The 21,625-nt window shown below is 41.3% G+C and carries 17 protein-coding genes; 8 read left to right on the top strand and 9 right to left on the bottom strand.

The features are described from left to right. Positions 1 to 143 precede the first annotated feature (143 nt). Positions 144 to 944 carry a transposase gene (locus CXF95_RS07550; protein ID WP_232787707.1) on the top strand — a complete coding sequence of 267 codons (801 nt, stop codon included), beginning with the start codon at positions 144 to 146 and terminating at the stop codon, positions 942 to 944. A 170-nt stretch (positions 945 to 1,114) separates the two neighbouring features. Then, the gene (locus CXF95_RS30460; protein WP_232787706.1) at positions 1,115 to 1,906 is read left to right on the top strand and encodes a LysM peptidoglycan-binding domain-containing protein; all 792 of its coding nucleotides are present in this window, start codon (positions 1,115 to 1,117) and stop codon (positions 1,904 to 1,906) included. 15 nt (positions 1,907 to 1,921) lie between these two features. Here the strand turns inward: CXF95_RS30460 and CXF95_RS07535 are convergent, their stop codons facing one another. The 5 genes from CXF95_RS07535 to CXF95_RS07515 all read right to left on the bottom strand — a co-directional run bounded on the left by CXF95_RS07535 (position 1,922) and on the right by CXF95_RS07515 (position 8,916). Next, positions 1,922 to 2,680: a tRNA-(ms[2]io[6]A)-hydroxylase gene (locus tag CXF95_RS07535; RefSeq protein WP_101198123.1), complete on the bottom strand. Its 759-nt coding sequence runs from the start codon at positions 2,678 to 2,680 to the stop codon at positions 1,922 to 1,924. A gap of 154 nt (positions 2,681 to 2,834) precedes the next feature. Next, positions 2,835 to 3,119: a DNA-binding transcriptional regulator gene (locus tag CXF95_RS07530; RefSeq protein ID WP_157828102.1), complete on the bottom strand. Its 285-nt coding sequence runs from the start codon at positions 3,117 to 3,119 to the stop codon at positions 2,835 to 2,837. Further along, positions 3,112 to 3,459: a type II toxin-antitoxin system RelE/ParE family toxin gene (locus CXF95_RS07525; RefSeq protein ID WP_101198732.1), complete on the bottom strand. Its 348-nt coding sequence runs from the start codon at positions 3,457 to 3,459 to the stop codon at positions 3,112 to 3,114. Before CXF95_RS07525 ends, CXF95_RS07530 begins: the two co-directional genes overlap by 8 nt. A 434-nt stretch (positions 3,460 to 3,893) precedes the next feature. Continuing rightward, positions 3,894 to 6,461: a TonB-dependent siderophore receptor gene (locus tag CXF95_RS07520; protein ID WP_101198121.1), complete on the bottom strand. Its 2,568-nt coding sequence runs from the start codon at positions 6,459 to 6,461 to the stop codon at positions 3,894 to 3,896. 199 nt (positions 6,462 to 6,660) lie between these two features. Then, entirely contained in the window at positions 6,661 to 8,916 is a 2,256-nt protein-coding gene (locus CXF95_RS07515) for a tetratricopeptide repeat protein (RefSeq protein ID WP_198556523.1), read from the bottom strand. A gap of 366 nt (positions 8,917 to 9,282) precedes the next feature. Here CXF95_RS07515 and CXF95_RS07510 point away from each other — a divergent pair, with 366 nt between their 5' ends. Beyond that, positions 9,283 to 9,693 (top strand): DUF3718 domain-containing protein, encoded by a 411-nt coding sequence (locus tag CXF95_RS07510; protein WP_101198119.1) that lies wholly within the window; start codon positions 9,283 to 9,285, stop codon positions 9,691 to 9,693. Positions 9,694 to 10,339: 646 nt separating this feature from the next. Here the strand turns inward: CXF95_RS07510 and CXF95_RS07500 are convergent. Together CXF95_RS07500 and CXF95_RS07495 are read right to left on the bottom strand one after the other, a co-directional pair. Continuing rightward, on the bottom strand, positions 10,340 to 10,726 hold the full coding sequence (locus CXF95_RS07500) for a type II toxin-antitoxin system VapC family toxin (protein ID WP_101198118.1): 387 nt from the start codon (positions 10,724 to 10,726) through the stop codon (positions 10,340 to 10,342). Next, positions 10,726 to 10,956 (bottom strand): type II toxin-antitoxin system Phd/YefM family antitoxin, encoded by a 231-nt coding sequence (locus CXF95_RS07495; protein ID WP_101198117.1) that lies wholly within the window; start codon positions 10,954 to 10,956, stop codon positions 10,726 to 10,728. The genes CXF95_RS07500 and CXF95_RS07495 overlap by 1 nt, the downstream gene beginning before the upstream one ends. Positions 10,957 to 11,498: 542 nt before the next feature. Between CXF95_RS07495 and CXF95_RS29535 the strand changes: the two genes are divergently transcribed. Continuing rightward, positions 11,499 to 11,669 (top strand): hypothetical protein, encoded by a 171-nt coding sequence (locus CXF95_RS29535; protein WP_157828101.1) that lies wholly within the window; start codon positions 11,499 to 11,501, stop codon positions 11,667 to 11,669. Between the two features lie 507 nt (positions 11,670 to 12,176). On the opposite strand, the gene CXF95_RS07490 is transcribed toward CXF95_RS29535, so the two are convergent. After that, positions 12,177 to 14,198, bottom strand: a complete 2,022-nt coding sequence (locus CXF95_RS07490) for an ankyrin repeat domain-containing protein (RefSeq protein ID WP_101198116.1) — start codon at positions 14,196 to 14,198, stop codon at positions 12,177 to 12,179. Continuing rightward, positions 14,185 to 15,504: an NAD(P)-binding domain-containing protein gene (locus CXF95_RS07485; protein WP_101198115.1), complete on the bottom strand. Its 1,320-nt coding sequence runs from the start codon at positions 15,502 to 15,504 to the stop codon at positions 14,185 to 14,187. The genes CXF95_RS07490 and CXF95_RS07485 overlap by 14 nt, the downstream gene beginning before the upstream one ends. 296 nt (positions 15,505 to 15,800) lie before the next feature. On the opposite strand from CXF95_RS07485, the gene CXF95_RS07480 reads away from it, so the two are divergent. From CXF95_RS07480 to CXF95_RS29530, 4 genes are read left to right on the top strand one after another with little or no spacing between them, the layout of a single operon-like run. Beyond that, entirely contained in the window at positions 15,801 to 16,670 is an 870-nt protein-coding gene (locus tag CXF95_RS07480; protein ID WP_101198114.1) for a hypothetical protein, read from the top strand. A gap of 5 nt (positions 16,671 to 16,675) precedes the next feature. Further along, entirely contained in the window at positions 16,676 to 17,539 is an 864-nt protein-coding gene (locus tag CXF95_RS07475; protein ID WP_101198113.1) for a pyridine nucleotide-disulfide oxidoreductase, read from the top strand. Positions 17,540 to 17,589: 50 nt separating this feature from the next. Beyond that, positions 17,590 to 19,170: a cytochrome c3 family protein gene (locus tag CXF95_RS07470; protein WP_101198112.1), complete on the top strand. Its 1,581-nt coding sequence runs from the start codon at positions 17,590 to 17,592 to the stop codon at positions 19,168 to 19,170. Between the two features lies 1 nt (position 19,171). Beyond that, positions 19,172 to 21,622 (top strand): cytochrome C, encoded by a 2,451-nt coding sequence (locus CXF95_RS29530; protein ID WP_157828100.1) that lies wholly within the window; start codon positions 19,172 to 19,174, stop codon positions 21,620 to 21,622. Positions 21,623 to 21,625 lie beyond the last annotated feature (3 nt).

Raw genomic sequence — 21,625 nt, 5'->3', positions numbered from 1 at the left:
AAAACGCAACCCTGCCATCTTAAAATACCTTTGTATATGTCGTGTAGGATTGATGATGTCTATGTCAAGGAAATATTGGGGTCTTTGATTTTGGATTAATTCTCGCCTAACCTCTATTAAAAGGATTTTTGGAGATACTTTCCATGTCTAGACCATTACGTTTGGAATTTGCGGGGGCTCTGTATCACATTACCTCAAGGGGAGACCGCCGGGAGGATATCTATGAGGACGATACCGATCGCGCATCATTTTTATCTATTTTAGACAAGACCAGTGATATTTGTAATTGGGCATGTCACGCTTATTGCCTCATGGACAACCACTATCACCTTCTTATTGAAACCCCCAATGCTAATCTGTCAAAAGGTATGCGACAACTAAATGGCGTTTACACACAATCGTTTAACCGTGCCCAGAATCGAGTCGGACATGTATTTCAGGGCCGGTATAAATCCATTCTCATAGAAAAAAACAGCTACCTGCTTGAGCTGGTGCGCTATAATGTTTTAAATCCCGTGCGCGCCAACATGGTGTCTTTGGCGGCTGATTGGCCATGGAGTAGCTATTTGTCGACTGCAGGACAAAGCAACTGGCCCGCTTGTTTACTGATTGGCTATTGGCAAACTTTGCCCAAAATAAGGCCGAGGCGATTGAGCGTTATAAACAGTTTATTGCCCAGAGAAAAGGCCAGCCATCACTTTGGTCTTCACTGCGTAAACAAATTTATTTGGGGGGACCAGCAATTCATCGACAACATGCAACGTTTAATTGATGAAGACCAGAAGCTAAGCGAGATACCATCAGCCCAAAGAAAACCTACACCAGACACACTCGATTATTACCTGGCTAACAGTGAGGATCGCAATACGGCTATCTGCAAGGCCTATCAAAGTGGTGGGTATACCTTAAAACAGTTAGGCGATTATTTTACACTGCATTATTAAACGGTAAGCGGGATAGTTAATCATCATAAATCAAAGACCTGATTTGACCTAACAATACTAAAGTCGTTAAGCTAGTGTATCTTTAACAAAAGGGTACAAATCGTTGGTTAGATATTTAATCATTGCTAGCGGGATATTATTCCTTTTCGGTTGCTCAACCGGCCTAACAAATGCAAAAAAAAGACTATTCAAGCATCAATGTTGCTGACTCAACCCTTATTACACTCTCCTATGTTAAAGCCTACTTATTAATAGGCAACATCAAACAGGCACAAAAGACCTTCGACACTATCGACAATTCTCAAGCGATGCCTAATACGCTGTTAACACTAGCGGAGTTGCGAGCCGCGTCGGGCAATGCAGAGGGAGCACAGCAAGCTTTTTTACAGGCAATTGCTAATGAACAACTCGACAAACAATCCGTATCGGTGACGCTTATCGACTATTTTTGCACTCAAAAAAAATGGCCCGCATTGCAAGGTTATGCTGCAGCATTGGTTGCAAATACTCCACAAGATAAGACTCTAAATGCCAGCCCTACAGTGAATATTTTGAAAAATAGCGCATTAACCCAAATAGGTTTGTGCTTTTTCAATGAACAACACTTTGATGAAGCACAAAAATGGTTGCAGCAACTTGATGTCACGCAACAGTTAGCGCACCAAGCTTACCTTGCACTTGCCAGAATGGCTATTGAGCAAAAACAATATCCAACCGCCCAACAGTTAATTAACCAGTATGAAGTAACAAAAAATAAAATCGATGCAAAAATGTTATGGACCGCTTTTGAGGTATACCGGGCACTGGAACAATCAGAGATAGCCAATCAAATAGGTGAAAACCTTTATCAACTGTCGAAACGTTACGGAGTGACGACACCAGAGTTAATGTCTTGGAATCCCAACTTAGTCATCGATGATATTTCAATAGGGACAAAAATACGCATACGCCCCATTCCCTAAGATGCCAAGCCTCAATTATGGCTGAGGCAAGCCACTATGAAAGCGAAATTCTTGATCTGGCATTTGAATAAGCTTAGCTTCTTTTTCACCAAAAAAAATGACTCTTTCATTAATGTTAGTCCCACTGACTTTAGTGGCTAAGGTTAAATAGTCTTGGAAATGCCTCGCTTCGCTGCGTAACAAAGACGTATAAAAGGTCTCTAACTCCGCATCTAAGTGCGGCGCTAACTTAGCAAAACGTTCACAAGAGCGGGCTTCAATATAAGCACCACAAATTAACGTATCACTGAGTTTAGCGGGTTCATGGGTGCGTACACCTTTCATCATACCTCTGGCATAACGAGACGCGGTAAGATTGTCGTAAGCCACTCCCCTACTCTGCATAATTTCCCAAACTTGTTCAAAATGATGTAACTCTTCTTTAATTAACAACACCATTTTACTGATTAGTTCATCGCCATGTTCAAACTCAGATTTACTGATCAGCCTTTTTGATAAGTTGATGTGGTCACTAAAATCACCTATACCTATTTTGCGGTATACAAAGTCCTCATAAGGTTTTAGCCACTCTAATAAAGCATCACCACTTTGCTGATCAACCGCATAACGGCGCAATAACAACATAGCGGTTTGCGCGGCTTTGAGCTCACAATTAGCGTGGTCCCGCAGCAAATTTGGCAAATTTTCGGGTTTGACTGCTTCGTCAATCCAGGCTTGTGGGGTTGAACATAGAAGGAAACTGTTGATAGGAAGTAATAGTTGTTTGATGCTCATTATTTAATAAATTCGTTTCTTTTGAAAATTTACGTAGTAATTGTCTACTACTAGAAAGCTAGCACTTGACCCTGAAAGGAAAAATACAACAAAGACGGACAATTGCATCCGAAGCAATGCCTCATACTTTGTCGCGTTCGCTACTATTTGTCTATTAACCCAGAGCTCGCATTACCGCTTGAGGTTCTTTGGCTACAACATTTAATAGTGCTAAAGCTGGACCATGTGGATTGCGGTCACCTCTTTCCCAATGCCGGAGCGTAGATACACTGATACAGAATTTTGAAGCAAACTCCATCTGGGTTAAGCCCAGTCCGTGGCGTATCTCAGCAACGTCAACATGAGGCGGTCTGTGAGTCTTCGCCGCAACTTCTTTTCCATCATTGAAATCTATAGCCTCTTGAAGTCCCTGAGCTATACTATCAAATGCGTTAGCCATGATTATTCTCCAAAGCGTTTGTAATAAGAATTCCAACCAGTCGTCCAAGCGCATTTCTGTCAGCTTTTGACAAATTTGCGCGTTCGTTCTTTCCAAACATGGTAAGAAGATACAAAGGAATACGTTCATCGTGATAGTAATAGATGACTCTAACACCGCCACTTTTGCCTTTGTTCGCTCTACTCCACCGTATCTTACGAATACCTCCAGTACCTTCCATAATGTCTCCTGCTTTAGGATGTTCAGAAAGATAGTCGATTACATCTTTACGTTCTGATTCACTTAGCAATGAATCTGCACGTTTGATGTACTCTGGCAGTTCAGTTATCGTCGTAAGCATACAAAAATTATAATCCAATGGATTACTTAAATCAAAAAAAAGATTGGACGGTCCAACACCAATGTTCGGTTTTCTCACACAGTAAATCATATTAACTGTTGCACACCTAATCTCACAGTTAGCGTGATCAATCAGCTGACATGGCTGGTTTCGGGTTTAACAGCCTCATCAACCCAGCTTTGTGAGGTTTGGCAGTGAAGGAAACAGTTTATAGGTTTAAGTAATAATTCAACTGACCACATAATGTAAACTCACCCAAACGCCCTGTTTAGCTAATTCTTGGGACAGCAGAGCACGGTTACATCAACCTTGATTAAATTACGCTTATTCGCGTTAATCATGTTTTAGGTTGATTCTTATATATCTAGGTTAGTCAGGACAATTCAGAGAGCTAATGTGAATGTACATGGGAAGTTAGGTTAATTGAAGGGGCTTTAAAAGCTATACTTGACACTAATGTAATAAAAACCACCGTTAAAACCATAAGGTGACGTTTCATAGTACTTACCACCCCAATTGTTGTTCGGTAAATCAAAGGCGTCAAAATCAATTTCTTCCGCTTGTTGGTCAAGGAGATTTTGTGCGCCTAAAGTGATATTTACGCCGTCGCTAACAAAGTAAGTAACTTGTGCATCTAAAGTGACTGAAGCCGAAGCTGTTTTAGCCGTTGCATGCCAGTCTATGTGGACTGCGTGGTATTCACCATAATAGTTTACACGCACCATGGCGCTTAAATCTTCCCAATCCTGAGTCACAGTAAAAATAGCCCGTTGTTGCGGAAGATCCTTCTCTAAACGTTTCACTTTGAAATCGCCTGTTATTTCAGAGAAATTATCAACCCTAGTGTCATTCCAGTTATACCCTGCACTCAACTTAGTATAGCCACCAAACAAGACGGTTGCATAATTAGCAACCAAGTCAACACCTTGTGTCATGGTGTCAAAATCGTTGGTAAAGAAACGAACTTGTGCCAATTGCTCTACATTGGGCACACCAGCAGCTTTTAAAATGCTCTTATCACTCTCTGACAAGGTAATATTATTTGACTGAGTAATACGGTCAGTAACTTTAATGCTGTAATAGTCAGCAGTGAAGAAGAATTCACCATAGTTGTATACTAAGCCGAAAGTATAGTTTTTCGACTCTTCCGGCGTCAGCTCAATACCACCTAACTGTTCTGAAATCAGGGTAGTTGGTGATAGTAATACAGTATCAACTATTTTCCCGGCAACAAAGTTGCTAGAAACGTTACTCACGTTGGCTTGGCCAACCGTCGGTGCACGAAAACCGGTACTGGTAGAGGCTCGTATAGAAAGTTCATCATTTACCTCGTATAGCGCTGAGACTTTATAGTTGGTGGTTGAACCAAAGGTGTCATAGTCTTCATAGCGAAGGGCGTAACTCATCATAAAGTTTTCGGTGTAGTAAGCTTCCACATCAATATAAGCAGCATAGTTCCTATCAGTAAAGTCACCCAATTGTGAAGGTTGAAAGCCTGGGAAACCGTTCGAGCCAATGCCAAAGCCCTGTTCGGTTAACGGACCTACTTCATATGAAGTAGGATCGTCACTCTCTACTGAGAAGGTTTCTTCGTGCCACTCAATGCCACCAGCCAGGTTTAAGTTCTCGTATAAGCCAACATCAATGTTCTTAACCAAATTCAAGTTAACGTATTTCTCTAACTGAATATATTTGCCCGGATTAAAATCACGAGGGGATTCAGGTCCCATTGAGGGGTTAATAGTATTGTATATAAAATAGGTTGAGGCATTACGCCCGACAGAGCCGCTGAAATCATACAAGATACTTTCGTATTCACCACGGGTGCCTATAACTAGCGAAGTATCAGTGATTTCGCCACCAAAGTTTGGCGTAAAACCGCCCGGTAATATTTCGTTAAAGGCAAAACAATTATCATTATTTGCTACATTATTAAGGTAATCTTGCTGTGTTAGGACGTTACCCGTAGTAATGTTAACCGGATCACATGATTGACCAGAGTTTAAGCCATCTAGGTCACCTATCAGCAAGTTTCTAACACCATCACCATCAGTATCTCCATCACTGTAGACTTGGCCACGTGTATGAGGATGACGAAAGTAGAAACCACCTCTTACATCTCGCTTTGAATAGTTACCAAACATGTAGAATTTTTTATCTTTATTTATGTCTAAGCCAAGGTTACCAAATACTGTAATGTCATCTTTAATTTCAGGTGAGCCCCAAAATTGGGTTATGGAAGGAACAGCGCTATTACCTGCATCAATCAAAGCTTGTGCATCTGGGATTTGCGAGCTGCGACTAGTCGCAGCAGCATTTTTCAATTGGAAACTCAAGTTGACAAAACCATCATAAGAAAGAGGTAAACCTATGTTACCTGCGATTTGGGCGAGTGTACCGTCGCCCTCATAGTACTGGCCGATGCGCGCTTCAAGTGTGCCACCTTCACTATAGTCTTTTAGCACAAAGTTTATAACACCGGCAATAGCATCCGAACCATACTGCGCCGCAGCACCGTCGCGTAATACTTCAACCTGTTTTAAGGCTATGCTTGGAATAACCGAAATATCAGGACCTTGTGATCCATCGTTGATACCACCACCTAAGAAGGTGATAACTGAGGCGCGGTGACGACGTTTGCCATTAAGTAAAATTAACGTACTATCTGATGGTAAGCCACGTAGGTTAGCCGGACGGATCAGGGTTGCCGCATCACTGATAGGATTGACGTGAACATTTAGCGAAGGAATAGCTCCTTTAAGGAGTTCTAGCATATCAGTATTGCCAGATTTACTTAACTCTTCTCCATCGATGACATCAATAGGAACAGGCGAATCGGCTAGTGAACGTGGATCCCCCCGAGAGCCAACAACAACAATTTGTTCTATTTTCTCGTCAGGTGTCACAGGAGCTGTTTGCTCGCCTATTGCATAGGCTGAACTTGAAACTAACGTTAGACTTATTGCAATGGTTAAGCCTTGAAATTTATAAGGTTTCATCATTCAATTCAACTCAACTATCTAGTATGTTTTTTCAACTCAATTACATTTAACTTTTTCTTAGAGGCGTAGTTCATAACCAGAGTTTATATATATAAATCATGTCATTAAAGGCTACAAGCTCATTAAAACAAAAAAACAGTAAATTCAGACAGTTCAATCACTAGCACTTAAGTTATGCAATTATGATAGAGTTTATTGGTTATAGTATTGTCGGAATTGAATACAGCTCTCCATTTATTCGCATTTTGCTGAGCTTTTCTTGTTCTAATTTAAGTCGATGTTTCATTGTCTGCTGTAGTTGTTGAAATAAAGGTTCATCACGTAAAACGTGATACTCATCATCATTGATAAGCTCCTCTGAGAACCAGCCCTCTTCTACAACATCAGCAAAAGCTTTCAATGCCGCCTCTTTGTTGCCCATGGCTAAGTGAATTTTAACCACCCAGTTATACTGGTTATCTGTCCACGAGCCGTGTATTCTTTTTTTAGCCACTTGAAGGCTCGCTTTAAATAATCTATTTGCCTGTACAGTCTCCCCTTTTTGCTTTAATAATCGCCCAAGCGCTAAAGCTGCGATAAAATTTGTTGTATCGACTTTGAACTCTGCTTGGAAAAGTTCAGGGAAATTAATTTGAAAATGTTCCATCACTTCAGCCAAGCGCTGCGTTTGTATACTAGCTTTCATTAAGTAGTACATAGGCACATGACCCATCTCGAAAATTTTTGGTATCTTAAGGTACGAATCAACAGCGGCATTATAATCGCCGTTCAGTGTATGGATCAGTCCTTGACAATAATTTGCGCCTTCAAATTCAGGTGCAAGTTGCAATGTATAATTAAACCAAGCTATTGCCTGTTTTTTATCCCCTATAGAAGCATGGTTAAAGCCTAATACCATAAAATAAAAAGGCACAGGGTCTAGCTCGACAGATTTATAAAGTGAGCGCAGAGATCCTGTAATATTATGCTCCGCAAAATACTTAATAAAGGATAGTTTTCTATGAGCAATGGAGAAATTTGGTTTACGCGCAATAATATCTTCAATTATGCTTTTTGCTTCATCAAATCGACCCACATAGATAAATGCTTGAGCCAGCTCTATGGGTAAGTTGTCATCTTTTGGGCTTAAGCTAGCAGCTTTTAATAATAAGGAAATTGCTTGAGGACTATTCTTTAAAGTTGACATATACAAACCAGCATATGCAGCATAAGCCTCGGCATTATTAGGGCTTAACTTAATTGCTGTTTTAAAAGCCGCATCAGCAGCGCTAAAGTCTTGTTCATATCTTTTAAGCCAACCAATGGCGAGATATAGTTCACTGCTATTACTATCAAGCTTCATAGTTATTGCGATTAGCGCTTTAGCTTTCGCTATTTGCTCTTTTGGTGATAGTCCTAACCAGTAAATTTGCCCTACTTGAAAATTCGCTAACAGTGCATAAGCCGTGGAAAAATTAGGATCTAGTTTTACCGCATGTTCTAAATGAATGATGGCTTGCTGATAACCATCACTGTTATTTTTTCTACTGCTTTCTTTTGCTCGAAAGTATGCTTCTAATGCCGACAGATTTTGGGTTGGAAGCTTTTCAATGTAAGCTAATTCTTTAGGTGAAAGTGCCGTTTCAAGCTCGATGGCAATGTTTTTTGCTATTTCTTCTTGAATATCAAAAATATTTTTAGCCGTAAGTATTCTGGTATAGCTTTCAGCCCAAATATTTTCATTGGTTAAGGTATTGACTAAATGCACGTTAATACGAATTTGATCCGCTGCCCGTTGCACACTGCCTTGCAATATTGTTGACACGTTCAGCTCTTTGCCAATTGTTTGCATATTTTTGCTAGAATTATGATAGGTCATCACGGAGGAGCGAGATATTGATTTAATGGCGCTGATTTTCGAAATGTGCACCAGTAAGTCATCATGTACCCCTTCGGTAAAAAACACATCTTTTTCTAATTCACTCAGGTTTCTAAATGGCAGAACAGCAATGGATTTTTGCTTGTTATCGTTAGCAGCATTACTCACGGTTATTTCGCTAGCAGGGCTCCATATTTCACTCATAATAAAAATAAGCAGTAAAGTCACTGCCAGTAATGATATTAAATGACGTTTCGTGCTTAGGGCAGTAAAAATTGGTGAGCTAGTAGGGGATGCACTAGGTTTTGATATGGTTGAGTTGTTAGCTCCTATCGATGTTCCTTTTATTTCGGCAATAAATTGATAACCTCTCCCTCGCGTTGTTCTAATAATAGCCTGTTGTTCACCATCATCCCCAATTGCCGCGCGAGCACATTTTATAGTATTGCTTAAGGTGGCATCACACACTTCACGGCCAGACCAAAGGTTTTTGAATAGTTCATCTCGCGATACTAGTCTACCTCTATGTTCAATCAAGTATAAAATTAAGTCAAAAACATGAGGCTCGACCAATTGCACCTCAGTATTAACCCGCAAAGTGAAGTTTTCCGTGTTTAACTCGCAGCTATCAAACCTATATATCACTTTGCTTGTCTAATCTTAAGGCGCATTTCTAGCATTACTAATACCTTATTTTTACTAATGATAACAATCAGATATCAAATAATTAGGTAAACCATAGCTAATCCCTAGCTAACAATAGATAAAGAATAGATTAACTTAGTACCGTTTTCCTATAGTGAAAGTGTAGTTAGCTTTTGAAGGTAAAGTGTAGTCTAGATTTCTTAACTAACGTAACCAGTAAGGTGTTTTTGTGTTGCGAACTAAGAAGTTGTTTTAGCTAACTATGCTCTGCGGTAGCAATCGATTTGCTATCAAAAATAACGAAAGGAGAACGAAGTTATGAAACCAGTTAAAATACTACTAGTTACTGTGGCTATTTTTTTTATAAACAGTGCTTATGCTGCTCAATATAAGTTTATTGCCAAGGACAACTCGAAAGACACTAAAATGTGTGTGCTAGCAGGTAATAATGAGATTGAGCCACTAAAAAAAGCAGTGAAGTACAATAAAACGTGGAGTAGCTATAAAGAAAGTGAAAAAAGTCTCGTTAATCGTGTCTATTGCAATAATTTACACATAGCAAATTTTGCCAAAAAATATAATGCAAATGAGACCTTTGATTATCTGAAAAAGTATACTCGTAAACATAACCTAGATAAATTACCAACGGTTACGATTAAGGATGTTGTAGCTCGTACAAGTGTGAATAAATCAGCGGAAGAAATTATCATAGTTTATGTTGGTCGTTAATTTTTCAGTAAAAATCTGTAGTGGCTAATTTAACTTAGCCACTTGTCGACCCAAGCAAAATTAAATTATCAACGGCATTAATGAGCTTGCGTCAAACCTTAGCTAGAGCAACTCTGAGACTTCCCCTTAGCGCACAAAGTAATCATTATGTATAAGCTTTTACTGTGATTTTTTTGCTAAAAACCTTACTTGCACATATTTACATTTAGCTCACAATTAGCATGGTCCCGTAGCAAGTTTTCGGGTTTGACGGCTTCGTCAATCTAGGCTTGTGGAGTTGCGCATTTTAGGAAACTATTTATAGGTTTAAGTAATAATTCAACTGACATAAAGCTTCTTAGGGAACGCTGATACAAATATTAAGATAATGTTATCAAGCAACCAATTGGCTGTAACATAACAACAGGTCGATTGTTTATACCATTTTCAAAGTGTCTGCAAAATTAGGGGAATACTACATTTTTGCCATTCGACCTGAAAGGTTATTTAGATCACTGCTAGCCTAAGCACTATGGGCGGTTCAGTGACACATAAGTCATTCGACCATGAATATGACCCGATCACTATTCCCACTTTATTTCATGAAAACTGACAAAACAACCTGAAGCCGTAGATGTTTTATACCGCACGCAGTTTAGTGAACGTTTCATTTTGTGGCGTCGATTAAACTTATTCCGTAAGAAGGAAAGTGTTCATCTTTTGTTATAATTTGCAAACCCTCTGCCTGCGCTTGTGCGATTAGCATTCTGTCAAAAGGGTCCTTATGATGTATTGGCAATTGGCCAGCTTGTTCGCTATGAAAAATAGATATTGGCAACTTACTAAATCCCAGACTTTCAATCACAGAGTCTAAATCTACAGGGCACTCTAATTTGCCAAGTTGTCGTTTTATCGACATCTCCCAGACAGAGGCGGCACTAACATAAACTTGGTTATTTTCGTTTGCTATAAACTCAAGAGCAAATTCACCTAAAGCTTGATCACCATTCATCCACCAAATTAATGTGTGGGTATCTAATAATATTCTTTTCATTACATACCAAACATTTCAGAAATTTCATCATTGACTTCTTTTGAATCAAAATCAGAAGACATTTTAATCTTACCTTTCAATAGACCAAATTCTCTTTTTGTATGTGGTTGAAAAGGCACTAACCTGACAAGAGGCTTGCCTGACTTGGCAATAATTACTTCTTCACCAAGAACAGCCGCCTCAACGAGCTGCGATAGTTTACTTTTTGCTTCATGCATATTTGTTTGCATTACCAAACCCTAGCTTAGCTAAACTTAGCTAAACTATAACTCAAGAATAATCACAACGCAAAGCGACGTTTATTTTGATATTAATTACTTACACTGAGGACTGCAAAGTGTCAAAAACGGCTATCCATGGTGATACTTTACATCCGCTGAAAGCGGGTTACTAACTTGTCATAAAACTTAATTCACTTTGTGCCTCATTGTGCCTTATAAATATGGAATTGATGTCAGCTGCAGGATCGAAAGGTTGAACCTAATATTAGGGGAAGTTTTATTTTTTCTCCGCACACTGAGTGGACAGCAAAAAAACATACACTGCCAAGCTTTACCAACAATGTGTACCTTTATTATTAAGCATACGTCATAGAAGCGCCTATACCTTAGGTCAGGTTTAGGCATAAAAAATGTTTTACTTATTAAAACTTGACCTGCACATATAGACTTTTAACTCACAATTTGCCTGGTCCCGCTGTAAATTTGGTAAGTTCTCAGATTTTATTGCCTCATTAATTCAGCTTTGTGGGGTTGGGCATTGAAGGAAAGTGATGATAGGCAGTAATAGTTGTTTGATGCTCATTATTAACCCAGAGCTCACATTACCGCTTGAGTTTCTTTGGCTACAACATTTAATAGTGGTACTGGACGGTATGGCTTATACCGAGCTCAGGTTAACTATACTTTCGAAAGCGTTAGTCATGATTATTCGCCCAATTTAGATTGATTTGAGTGAAAGGAACAAACGTTGGTTTTTTGAGCTGAGAAGTGAGAAACCGAATTGTTCATAGAAGTGTTGGGCTCGCTCATCAATAGCATCGACTACCAAGCAGTAAATGGCGATATCATCACTAATGCGAGCGTTCGCTTGATGGCATCAATCAGTAACATCTTCCCTACCCCATGACCTTGAGCCGCTTGATCTAAAGCTAACCTGCCAATCAAGGCTCCTGGAACGGGGTGTCGTGGGAGTTTTTGTGCGAGATTATGTATTAATTGACCGATTGCAAACTAATTAGCCACAGGCCCTGTGTTATTCAAAAAATGGTTTTTGGTCTGCATACATAGACATTCAGCGGGCTGTCGCGATGCCTTTAGGCAATCTTGCCTATGAAATGAAGCGCCCGTTGCAACAACACTGAATGCAAACTCACCCCCAGCGTTTGTGTGTGCAGATGCGATTGCCGGCGCAATTAATGCAAAGCAGAGGTAATACGTAAGCGCGGTGACTAATTGAACAGGTCGAGAAAATTCGATGATTTATTTTGCTTAGCAAGGTAGTTGGCAATCTCTTTTTGACCTGCTTCCTTAGCTAATTTTTGGGCATTTTTGCCGTCTTTATTGCGGCGACCAAGATCGGCTCCATGGCCAACAAAATGTTTAACGGATTGCAAATGACCATTAGTGGCAGCCAGCATCAAGGCTGTAAAACTGGCCTTGTTACGAATGCCTCCATCTGCTCCCTGTTCAAGCAATAGCAATACTATGTCATCAAAACCACTACTGGCAGCAACAATAAGGGCACTGTTGTTTTGCTCGTTAAGTAAATTTATGTTTGCCTTGTGGTGTAGTAAAAGCGCAACCAAAGCCCGCTTTCCTGATTTAGCTGCCAGATGCAGCGCGGTATTATTGTTATTGTCCGTTAAATTGACATCAGCCCCAAACTTTAACAACAATTCAACCAAAGGCTGTTGATGGTTAATGACAGCCAGCATTAAAGCTGACTGGCCAAGCGTATTTTGGTGATCAACATTATCAATTTTTTTTATCACTATTGCCGCTAAATCCAACATGCCCGATTGCGCCGCCCAATGCAGTACAGTGTGATCATCGAATATAAGATTGGCATTGGCACCGGCGTTTAACAGTTGCAAGGCAATCGCGTCTTGTCCCTGTTTAGCGGCTAAAAGTAAGGGCGGATAGAGTTTCTCGCCACTAAGTTCTATAGTAGCTCCGTGTTGCAATAGTAGGCTTACAACAGCACTGTGGTGTTGCTCAACGGCTAAATACAAGGCAGTGCGCCCGTCATCCAACTGCCAGTTAATTGCCGCACCTTTATTTAATAACAATTCAACGACCTCACCATGACCTTGCCTGCTTGCTCTGAGCAAAGGTGTATAGTGCTCAACATCAACGGAGTCAATGGCAGCAGCAGTCGCCAATAAAGCTTTAAGCATATCGATTTGCCCTCGCCATGCCGCTACATTCAACACCGGCCATCCCTTGTAAGGTGCATCTTCTGCGACATTGGCGACAAACAATTCAGCATTTTTACTCATGGCTTGTTTATTTAACTGCTTGTTTGCCAACGAAAGCGGATCGATGGCACCGTGTTTAAGCAATAGTGAGGCAATAAGTGAGGGGGATTTGGCAAAATCTATTGCAGTGTTGGCACTAAGGTTGGCTAAATTTGGATTTGCACCTGCAGACAACAACATATCAACTAATTTAACTGCCTGTTTACGGGTTGCATAAATAAGTGCGCTGTTACCCAGTGAATCTTGCTGATCAAGCTTGGCCTTATAACGCAATAATACTTTGACCATTGCATTGTTTTTTAATTCTACGGCTTGAATAAGCGGCGTAATTTTTTGTGGCCCCAAAAAATCCACCTTGGCGCCACTTTGCAGCAACAGTGCCACTACCTTAAAGTTGTTCGTTTCAATTGCCCGCATTAATGCTGAATAACCATTGGAATCAACGACATTTGCCAGAGAACTTGATGTAAGCAATAATTTTAATTGTGTCAAATTTTGTTTATGAATTGCCGCAAATACAGTACCTTGCCCTATTGCTTGGCCTTGCTCATGTTTGCTTTGATTAGCTTTAATTGCGTCAATTTTCTTGTTTGCCTTATACACGCCATTTTCACTGGCTTTTTGATACCACACTAAGGCCTGTTGGATATTCTGCGCGGTACCATCGCCCTGCTCATATAAACAAGCAAGTTCAAACTGAGCCTGACCGTGCCCTTGTATTGCTGCGGCGCTAAACCAACGAAAAGCTGCATTGTCATCACGACTTATGCCTTTACCGGCGGCGTAAAGAGCCCCTAATAAATATTGCGCCTCTGCATCATCCTGTTTTGCTAAAGGTATGAGCAAGCTTAATGCTTGCTGAAAATCTCGTGTCCTGATGGCAAATTTTGCCTCTGAGACTGTCTGAGTGAACCCAGATAGGCTTATACAGCACACAGCAAGCATTAAAATTACTTTGTTAAAAGCAGACACAAAAGTATTACTCTGAGCCATGTTTAGTCTCGATTGAAATGCCTATTTTTTGCAAAAATGGGGTTGGCAAAATACCACCGGCACAGACGATAACCGCATCATTTGCAAAGCAGGCTTGCTTACCGTCTTGCTCAATGACCACGTCATCAGGACTGATTTTTTTTACTGACGAGCGCAGCATCACCGTCAGTTGACCTTGACGTTCGGCTTGCTCAACTTTTTGCCTGTTTTTACTTTTCGCACGATTAAACGAATCAGACCTGTAAGACAAAATCACGTGGCTTCCCGCTTGCTCAGCAATACTGGTTGCGGCTTCTAAGGCACTGTCACCGCCGCCAACAACGAGTACTTTTTGTCCTGTATATTGCCCAGGATCAATGAGTCGATAGACTACTTTGGGTAATGCTTCGCCCTCCACATTTAAGGTTCTGGGGGTGCCTCTGCGTCCAAGACCAAGCAGTACCGTTTTAGTAAAATACTGCCCCTTGTTAGTAGTGAGTTTAAAACCGACCTTTAAGGTCTCAATATCTTCTAGGCGTTCATCAAAATTGATTTTAAGAGCGGTTTTTTCAATGATGTTTTGCCAAAATTCCAATAAGGCTTCTTTGCTAGTTTCACGAAACTTAACTTTACCCACTAGCGGTAAATTGACCGGGGCTGTCATCACAATTTTATTGCGCGGAAAATGAGAGACTGTGCCCCCCAACGAATCTTGTTCGATGGTGACAAAGTTCAAATTATCTTGTTTTGCACTTAAGGAGGCCGCAATGCCTGCCGGACCTGCACCAACCACAACGACATCTAACATGTCTTCAGGTGCCCATTTAAGTTGACGCACAAGCTTGGTAACTTCGCTAGCCGCTTGAGAACCCTGTTCAACCGCGTTCCTGATTAATCCCATACCGCCCAGCTCACCCGCGATAAATATGCCAGCAACATTGGTTTCAAAATTAGGGCTAAGAGTGGGTATGTCCACGCCTCGCGTTTCGGTACCAAAAACTAAGGTGATGGCATTAGTAGGGCAGGACGCTTTACAAGCACCATGACCGATGCAATTAGAAGGTTGAATTAACTGCGCTTTACCGTTAATTAAACCCAGCACATTTCCTTCGGGACAGGCTCTTGTGCATGCACCACAGCCTAAACAAAGATTAGGATCAATGATGGGATGCAAACTGGCAGGCTCAGTCAAACCTGATTCGGTTGCTTGTTGTTGCAATTGTAAGGCCTGATTGTTTTTTCGCCGTTTTATGACAATGAAGATGCACCAAATAAATACCATGGGCATAAGATAAGCGAAAATTGGATAGTCCTGTAAAAACGCCATAATTACTCTAAGTTAACAAATATTTTGTCTACAAAATGACCGACATCTTTATTACTTTGTCTATCATTCTGCTCATTTACAATGCCGTAATATTTAACCAAGTATAAGATCACATCCCTTTTCATCCAGATATTCTGCAATACTACTCACGTTAACTTAAGTGTTCCTTAAGTTAACGTGAGTAAAGTTAGTTTGGTATTACTTTGCAATAAACTGTTTTAAAGCTTTTATCTGTAAGGTATTGGATTTTCCCGTGTAGGTCTAAACTGTCAAATATTTTGAGGAACGGTCACCCGATGCAAGCATTCAAAAGTCGCACAGTTATTTTTACTGTTGTGTTAGTCGTTATCATCAGCGCGCTAGTTTTTTGGCTGAGTACCACTTCAGACAATCAATTAGTTAGCGCTGAACAAAACAAACAGACAATGGATGTTAAAACGCCATCGGCTCAGCAAAACAAACAAGCAGCGTCAGTTGAAGATTTATTGGCTAATCTTGAACAGAAGTTGCAAAACCAACCTGACAACATGCAAGGTTGGTTATTGTTGGCCAAGTCCTATCGTTATTTACAACGAGATAGCGCCGCACAATCAGCCCTAGAAAAAGCACAAGCCCTCGGTTTCAAAGGCACGCTTGACGTGGCACAGACGGATGCCAGTCGCAAACCTAACCCAGTTGATCAATTATCGACTCCCCTGCCTATGAATGATTTGCTGCAAAATTATTTAGTCAAAAATACCACAAAGAGCAAAAATTCAGGCAGAGCTAAGACCCACTCAATTGCTAAAAACACGGGCTCAATCTTACTGCGCGTATCGCTTTCTGAAGCACTGACTCAAACTGTCTCTCCCGATACGACTGTGTTCATTTTTGTCAGGCCTTACATTAATCAACAGATAGTAGCGGGTCCCCCTTTAGCAGCAGTTCGGAAACAAGTGCGGGACTTACCGCTGTATATTGCCTTGAACGATCAAATGGCAATGCTGCCTGACCACAATATTAGCAGTACAGAACAAGTAGTAGTCGGCGCTCGACTGGCAATATCTGGCAACCCTGTTAAGCAAGCTGGCGATATTGAAGAAATATCACAAGCTGTTTCTACTGCTACGCAACCGACAGTCAGTTTAGTTATCTCCAATGTCTTCGCTGCTAAGAGTCAAGGTTAAACACCATGAACCAGGCCATCGAACCCAGCAAACGTGCTCAAAAAATTAATGCTGATAAGCCAAAAGCCAAGATCAATTTACCTGTAGTGTTATTTTCAATTTTAATCTTGTTGCTACTTTATTTTGGTTGGCAAATACGCGACGAGTATTTTATCACTGCGCAATCTGGGTTGGGATACGCGCTCGGTATTGTTGGTGGCTCAATGATGCTACTGCTGCTTATTTATCCCCTTAGAAAACGCTTCTATAACTCAAGACTGTTAATTTTTTCTACAAGAAATTGGTTCCGCATCCATATGATGTTGGGTATCCTGGGCCCTTTATTAGTGCTGTTTCACTGCAATTTCAGTATGGGTTCAACTAACAGTAATATTACCTTAGCCAGTATGTTGCTGATGGTCAGCAGTGGACTTTTTGGGCGTTTTATTTACGGTAAAATTCACTATGGTCTTTATGGCAATAAAATTCAGTTGAAAGAGCTATTGCACAGCAAAATTTTAGCCCGCGAACAAATTGATGATGCGGCTCTATCTGCTCACTCACTGACACCAGAACAGTTGAAAATAATTCAACATTGCGAACAAAAACTGCAAAAAGTGAATACTGTGTTGGGTAGTTTATCAACCAGCATGTCATTGAGTTTAACAACGCGCTTTGCACAAAGACGCATTAAACGAGAAATGAAAACCGCAGCGGTTAATACTGACACCATCTGCCATCTTCTTGACTATTTGCAGGCGGTGAGAAAGATAGCAAATCTTGCTTTTTACGAACGTTTATTCTCCCTTTGGCATTTATTACATATGCCAATATTCTTCATGTTAGTGATTACAGGCTTTGTTCATGTTTATGCTGTACACAGATACTAAGCTAACTAAGTTGTTTTTTAACTTAGTTATCCGGCTGAGACTGTAAACCTATGTTTAAAAGATACCTCATCAATTTCCAATATGTTTTGTTGCTACAGGTATTGATACTCAGTTTTGCTGCCCATGGGCAAGAACAGGACTTTTCACTTAAAAAATTGTTGATGCCCGGGGATCTTCATCAAACCCATGCAAAATTTGAGCATAAATGTGATAGTTGTCATGGCTCGTCAACTGATACGTCCTCTAAAAGTCTGTGTTTAGATTGCCATAAAGAAGTAGCAAAAGATCTGCAGGGATCGCTGGGTTTTCATGGCCGTTCGATGGCGGTAAAAGACGCAGAATGTCAGGCCTGTCACTCTGAGCACATTGGCCGAGACGGTGATATTGTTAATTTTGATGTCGACCATTTTGATCACGCGGTGACAGATTTCAAGTTAGACGGCAGTCACAGAGTTGTCGTTTGCCAGAGTTGCCACGCAGACAATAAAAAATTCAGAGATACCCCTAAAGAGTGTGTGGGTTGCCATTTAAAAGATGACAAACATAATGGCGTATTTGAAGAGAGCTGTGCCGATTGTCACTCCACACAAAAATGGGACGAGTCCTCCTTTGATCACGATAGTACAAACTTTGCTTTACTTGGCAAACATCAGCAGACGAGTTGCAACGCATGTCACCCAGATCAAAAATATATTGGTACACCGCAAAAGTGTGTTTCTTGTCATATTCTCAACGACGTGCATGGGGGTATTAATGGCAAAGACTGTAAAAGTTGTCATCAGCAAAAAAATTGGCAGAAGCTTATTTTTGACCATAACGACGACACTGACTTTGCCTTAATAGGTAGCCATATCAATGTCAGTTGTAATGCCTGCCATAGTGGCCCTGTGTTTGATGAAAAACCAGCAAACACCTGTGTTGATTGCCATAAGCATGATGATCAACATCGTGGACTAAATGGCACTAACTGCAAAGTCTGTCATTCCGAAACAAAATGGGCGGAAACCGATTTTGATCATAATGCAGATACTGAATTTAAGCTTCACGGTAAGCACAGCGACTTAAGCTGTGCCAGTTGCCACCAGCTTGGTAGCAACAATAAACTCAGCAGAAATAGCTGTATTGATTGTCACAGCAAAGATGATGCACACAAAGGGCAACTAGGTAACAAATGTGATACCTGCCACAATGATTCAGATTGGGGTAAACAAGTTAGATTTGACCATGAGTTATCTAATTTTCCTCTGGTGGGCATGCATTCCATTGCGACCTGCGAATCATGCCATGCAAGCCCACAGTTTCACGATGCTCCTAGCACTTGTATAAATTGCCATGAAAATGACGATTTCCATGAGCGTACCTTAGGTAGCGACTGCGCCTCTTGTCATAATCCTAACGATTGGCTGCTGTGGCAATTCGATCATAGTACACAAACCCAGTTTCCCCTTGAAGGCGCTCACCAGGGACTCACTTGTAGCGCATGCCATAGCACTATCGCAGATGAAAAAGTTGAGCAAGATAGCGCCTGTTACGCCTGTCATGCCCAAGACGACAAACATCAGGGACGCTTTGGGCAAAACTGTCAAAGCTGCCACATTGCAACTGGATTTGCTGAGATAAGGATAAAATAATATGCAATATGCGTTTTCTTTACCACACATTCGAAAATTGCCCCAGATTATATATCTGCTATGCACGTTTTTGCTGTTGCTCTCGACCCAGATAGTGGCGGCTGATACTGAATTTGATCATTTTAATACCGGTTTCCCCTTAGATGGTCAACATGAAAGAGTGCAATGTGATAGTTGCCATGTGTCGGGCATATTTAAGGGAACGCCAAAACAATGTTCCACATGCCATATGCAAGGCGGTGTGGCTCAAACCGCCAAACCACTTAACCACATTGCAAGTGCTAATCAATGTGAAGATTGCCACACCACGCGCAGTTGGGAGCAGGTTACCCGTGTAGATCATAATTCCCTTTACGGTAGTTGTAATGCCTGTCACAACAATGTGGTGGCCTCAGGCAAACCGGCTAACCATATTTCAAGCGGCGAAACCTGTGACAATTGTCATGTTACTTCAACCTGGCTAGGTGCACGTTTTGATCATGACGGCCTTGTTGCGCAATGCTCCTCTTGTCACAATGGCTCGGTAGCTAGCGGTAAAAATGTCAGTCATTTGAATACCACCAATACCTGCGAAGACTGCCACTCAACACAAACATGGAGCCCTGCTACTCGGGTTGATCATGCTGCGGTTAACGGCACTTGCAGTTCATGCCATAACAATGTGGTTGCACTGGGTAAAAATACGAGTCATATCAATAGCACCGATACTTGTGATGATTGCCATGTGACAAGTACTTGGGATCATGTGAATTTTGATCACAACGCTGTAAACGGTAGTTGTAGTTCCTGCCATAACGGCTCAGATGCTACGGGCAAAAATGCCACGCACATCAATACTAATAATATCTGTGAAGATTGCCATTTAACCAATGCCTGGGTGCCGGTAGTCCGGGTTGACCATGCTTCGGTGAACGGTACATGTAATTCCTGTCATAATAATGTGGTGGCCTTAGGTAAACCAGCCAACCATATTAGCAGCACCGACACCTGTGATGATTGCCATGTGACTTATACTTGGGATCAGGTGAATTTTGATCACAACGCTGTAAACGGTAATTGTAGTTCCTGCCATAACGGCTCAGATGCTACGGGCAAAAATGCCACGCACATCAGTACTAATAATATCTGTGAAGATTGCCATTTAACCACTGCATGGGTGCCGGTAGTCCGGGTTGACCATGCTTCGGTGAATGGTACATGTAATTCCTGTCATAATAATGTGGTGGCCTTAGGTAAACAAGCCAACCATATTAGCAGCAGCGACACCTGTGATGATTGCCATGTGACAAACAGTTGGGATCAGGTGAATTTTGACCACAGCGGTGTTAGCAACAACTGCAGCTCATGCCATAACGGCTCAGATGCTACGGGCAAAAATGCCACGCACATCAGTACTAATAATATCTGTGAAGATTGCCATATAACCACTGCATGGATACCAGTAGCCCGGGTTGATCATGCTTCGGTGAACGGCACGTGTAACTCCTGCCACAATAATACTGTGGCCTTAGGTAAACCGGCCAACCATATTAGCAGCACCGACACCTGTGATGATTGCCATGTGACAAACAGTTGGGATCAGGTGAACTTTGACCACAGTGGCGTCACCGGTAACTGTAGTTCCTGTCATAACGGCTCAGATGCTACGGGCAAAAATGCCACGCACATCAGTACAAATAATATCTGTGAAGATTGCCATTTAACCACTGCATGGGTACCGGTAGCCCGGGTTGATCATGCTTCGGTGAACGGCACGTGTAACTCCTGCCACAATAATACTGTGGCCTTAGGTAAACCGGCCAACCATATTAGCAGCACAGACACCTGTGATGATTGCCATGTGACTACCCGTTGGGATGATGTCAGATTTGATCATACTGGCGTGACGGGTTCATGCAGTAGTTGTCACAATGGCAGCACCGCCACGGGTAAACATAGCACCCATGTGCAAACTGTTGCTGAGTGTGATGAATGTCATACAAATGTTGCCTGGGTGCCAGCAAATTTTAATCACGACGCAGTTATTGGTTCATGTTCAAGTTGCCATGATGGCTCACAAGCGACGGGGAAACCGAGCAATCACTTTATAACGACTGAACAGTGTGATACTTGCCACAATAACAACAATTGGTCGAATATCGACTTTATTCACTCATCGGCAATTTATCCCGGTGACCATCGTTCAAACGTCTCTTGCAATGACTGTCATACTAATAATAATCAGGTGTTAAGTTGGCCTAACAGTGCTTACAAACCTGATTGTGCAGGTTGCCATGCAAATGATTATGAGTCGGATGAACATACTAAAATAGATAGCCCCAGGGTGCGCTATACCGTTAGTGAACTCAGGGATTGCTCCGGTGCCTGCCATGTTTATACCGACTCTTCGCTGAGCACCATTCTGAAACGGCGTAACAGTGAACACCGCACCACAGACGGCGATTTTGATTAAGGT

The sequence above is a fragment of the Paraglaciecola sp. MB-3u-78 genome, from assembly GCF_002835935.1.
Taxonomy (GTDB): domain Bacteria; phylum Pseudomonadota; class Gammaproteobacteria; order Enterobacterales; family Alteromonadaceae; genus Paraglaciecola.
This window is presented reverse-complemented; position numbering and strand designations above follow the sequence as displayed.

Bases quoted from the DNA above. Each gene is read 5' to 3' on its own strand.
- CXF95_RS07495 (WP_101198117.1), bottom strand. From the start codon at position 10,956: ATGCAAACAAATATGCATGAAGCAAAAAGTAAACTATCGCAGCTCGTT.
- CXF95_RS30460 (WP_232787706.1), top strand. From the start codon at position 1,115: ATGCAAAAAAAAGACTATTCAAGCATCAATGTTGCTGACTCAACCCTT.
- CXF95_RS07470 (WP_101198112.1), top strand. From the start codon at position 17,590: ATGTTTAAAAGATACCTCATCAATTTCCAATATGTTTTGTTGCTACAG.
- CXF95_RS07530 (WP_157828102.1), bottom strand. From the start codon at position 3,119: ATGGCTAACGCATTTGATAGTATAGCTCAGGGACTTCAAGAGGCTATA.
- CXF95_RS07490 (WP_101198116.1), bottom strand. From the start codon at position 14,198: ATGGCTCAGAGTAATACTTTTGTGTCTGCTTTTAACAAAGTAATTTTA.
- CXF95_RS07485 (WP_101198115.1), bottom strand. From the start codon at position 15,504: ATGGCGTTTTTACAGGACTATCCAATTTTCGCTTATCTTATGCCCATG.
- CXF95_RS07500 (WP_101198118.1), bottom strand. From the start codon at position 10,726: ATGAAAAGAATATTATTAGATACCCACACATTAATTTGGTGGATGAAT.
- CXF95_RS07535 (WP_101198123.1), bottom strand. From the start codon at position 2,680: ATGAGCATCAAACAACTATTACTTCCTATCAACAGTTTCCTTCTATGT.
- CXF95_RS29530 (WP_157828100.1), top strand. From the start codon at position 19,172: ATGCAATATGCGTTTTCTTTACCACACATTCGAAAATTGCCCCAGATT.
- CXF95_RS29535 (WP_157828101.1), top strand. From the start codon at position 11,499: ATGATAGGCAGTAATAGTTGTTTGATGCTCATTATTAACCCAGAGCTC.
- CXF95_RS07525 (WP_101198732.1), bottom strand. From the start codon at position 3,459: ATGCTTACGACGATAACTGAACTGCCAGAGTACATCAAACGTGCAGAT.
- CXF95_RS07480 (WP_101198114.1), top strand. From the start codon at position 15,801: ATGCAAGCATTCAAAAGTCGCACAGTTATTTTTACTGTTGTGTTAGTC.
- CXF95_RS07510 (WP_101198119.1), top strand. From the start codon at position 9,283: ATGAAACCAGTTAAAATACTACTAGTTACTGTGGCTATTTTTTTTATA.
- CXF95_RS07520 (WP_101198121.1), bottom strand. From the start codon at position 6,461: ATGATGAAACCTTATAAATTTCAAGGCTTAACCATTGCAATAAGTCTA.
- CXF95_RS07475 (WP_101198113.1), top strand. From the start codon at position 16,676: ATGAACCAGGCCATCGAACCCAGCAAACGTGCTCAAAAAATTAATGCT.
- CXF95_RS07550 (WP_232787707.1), top strand. From the start codon at position 144: ATGTCTAGACCATTACGTTTGGAATTTGCGGGGGCTCTGTATCACATT.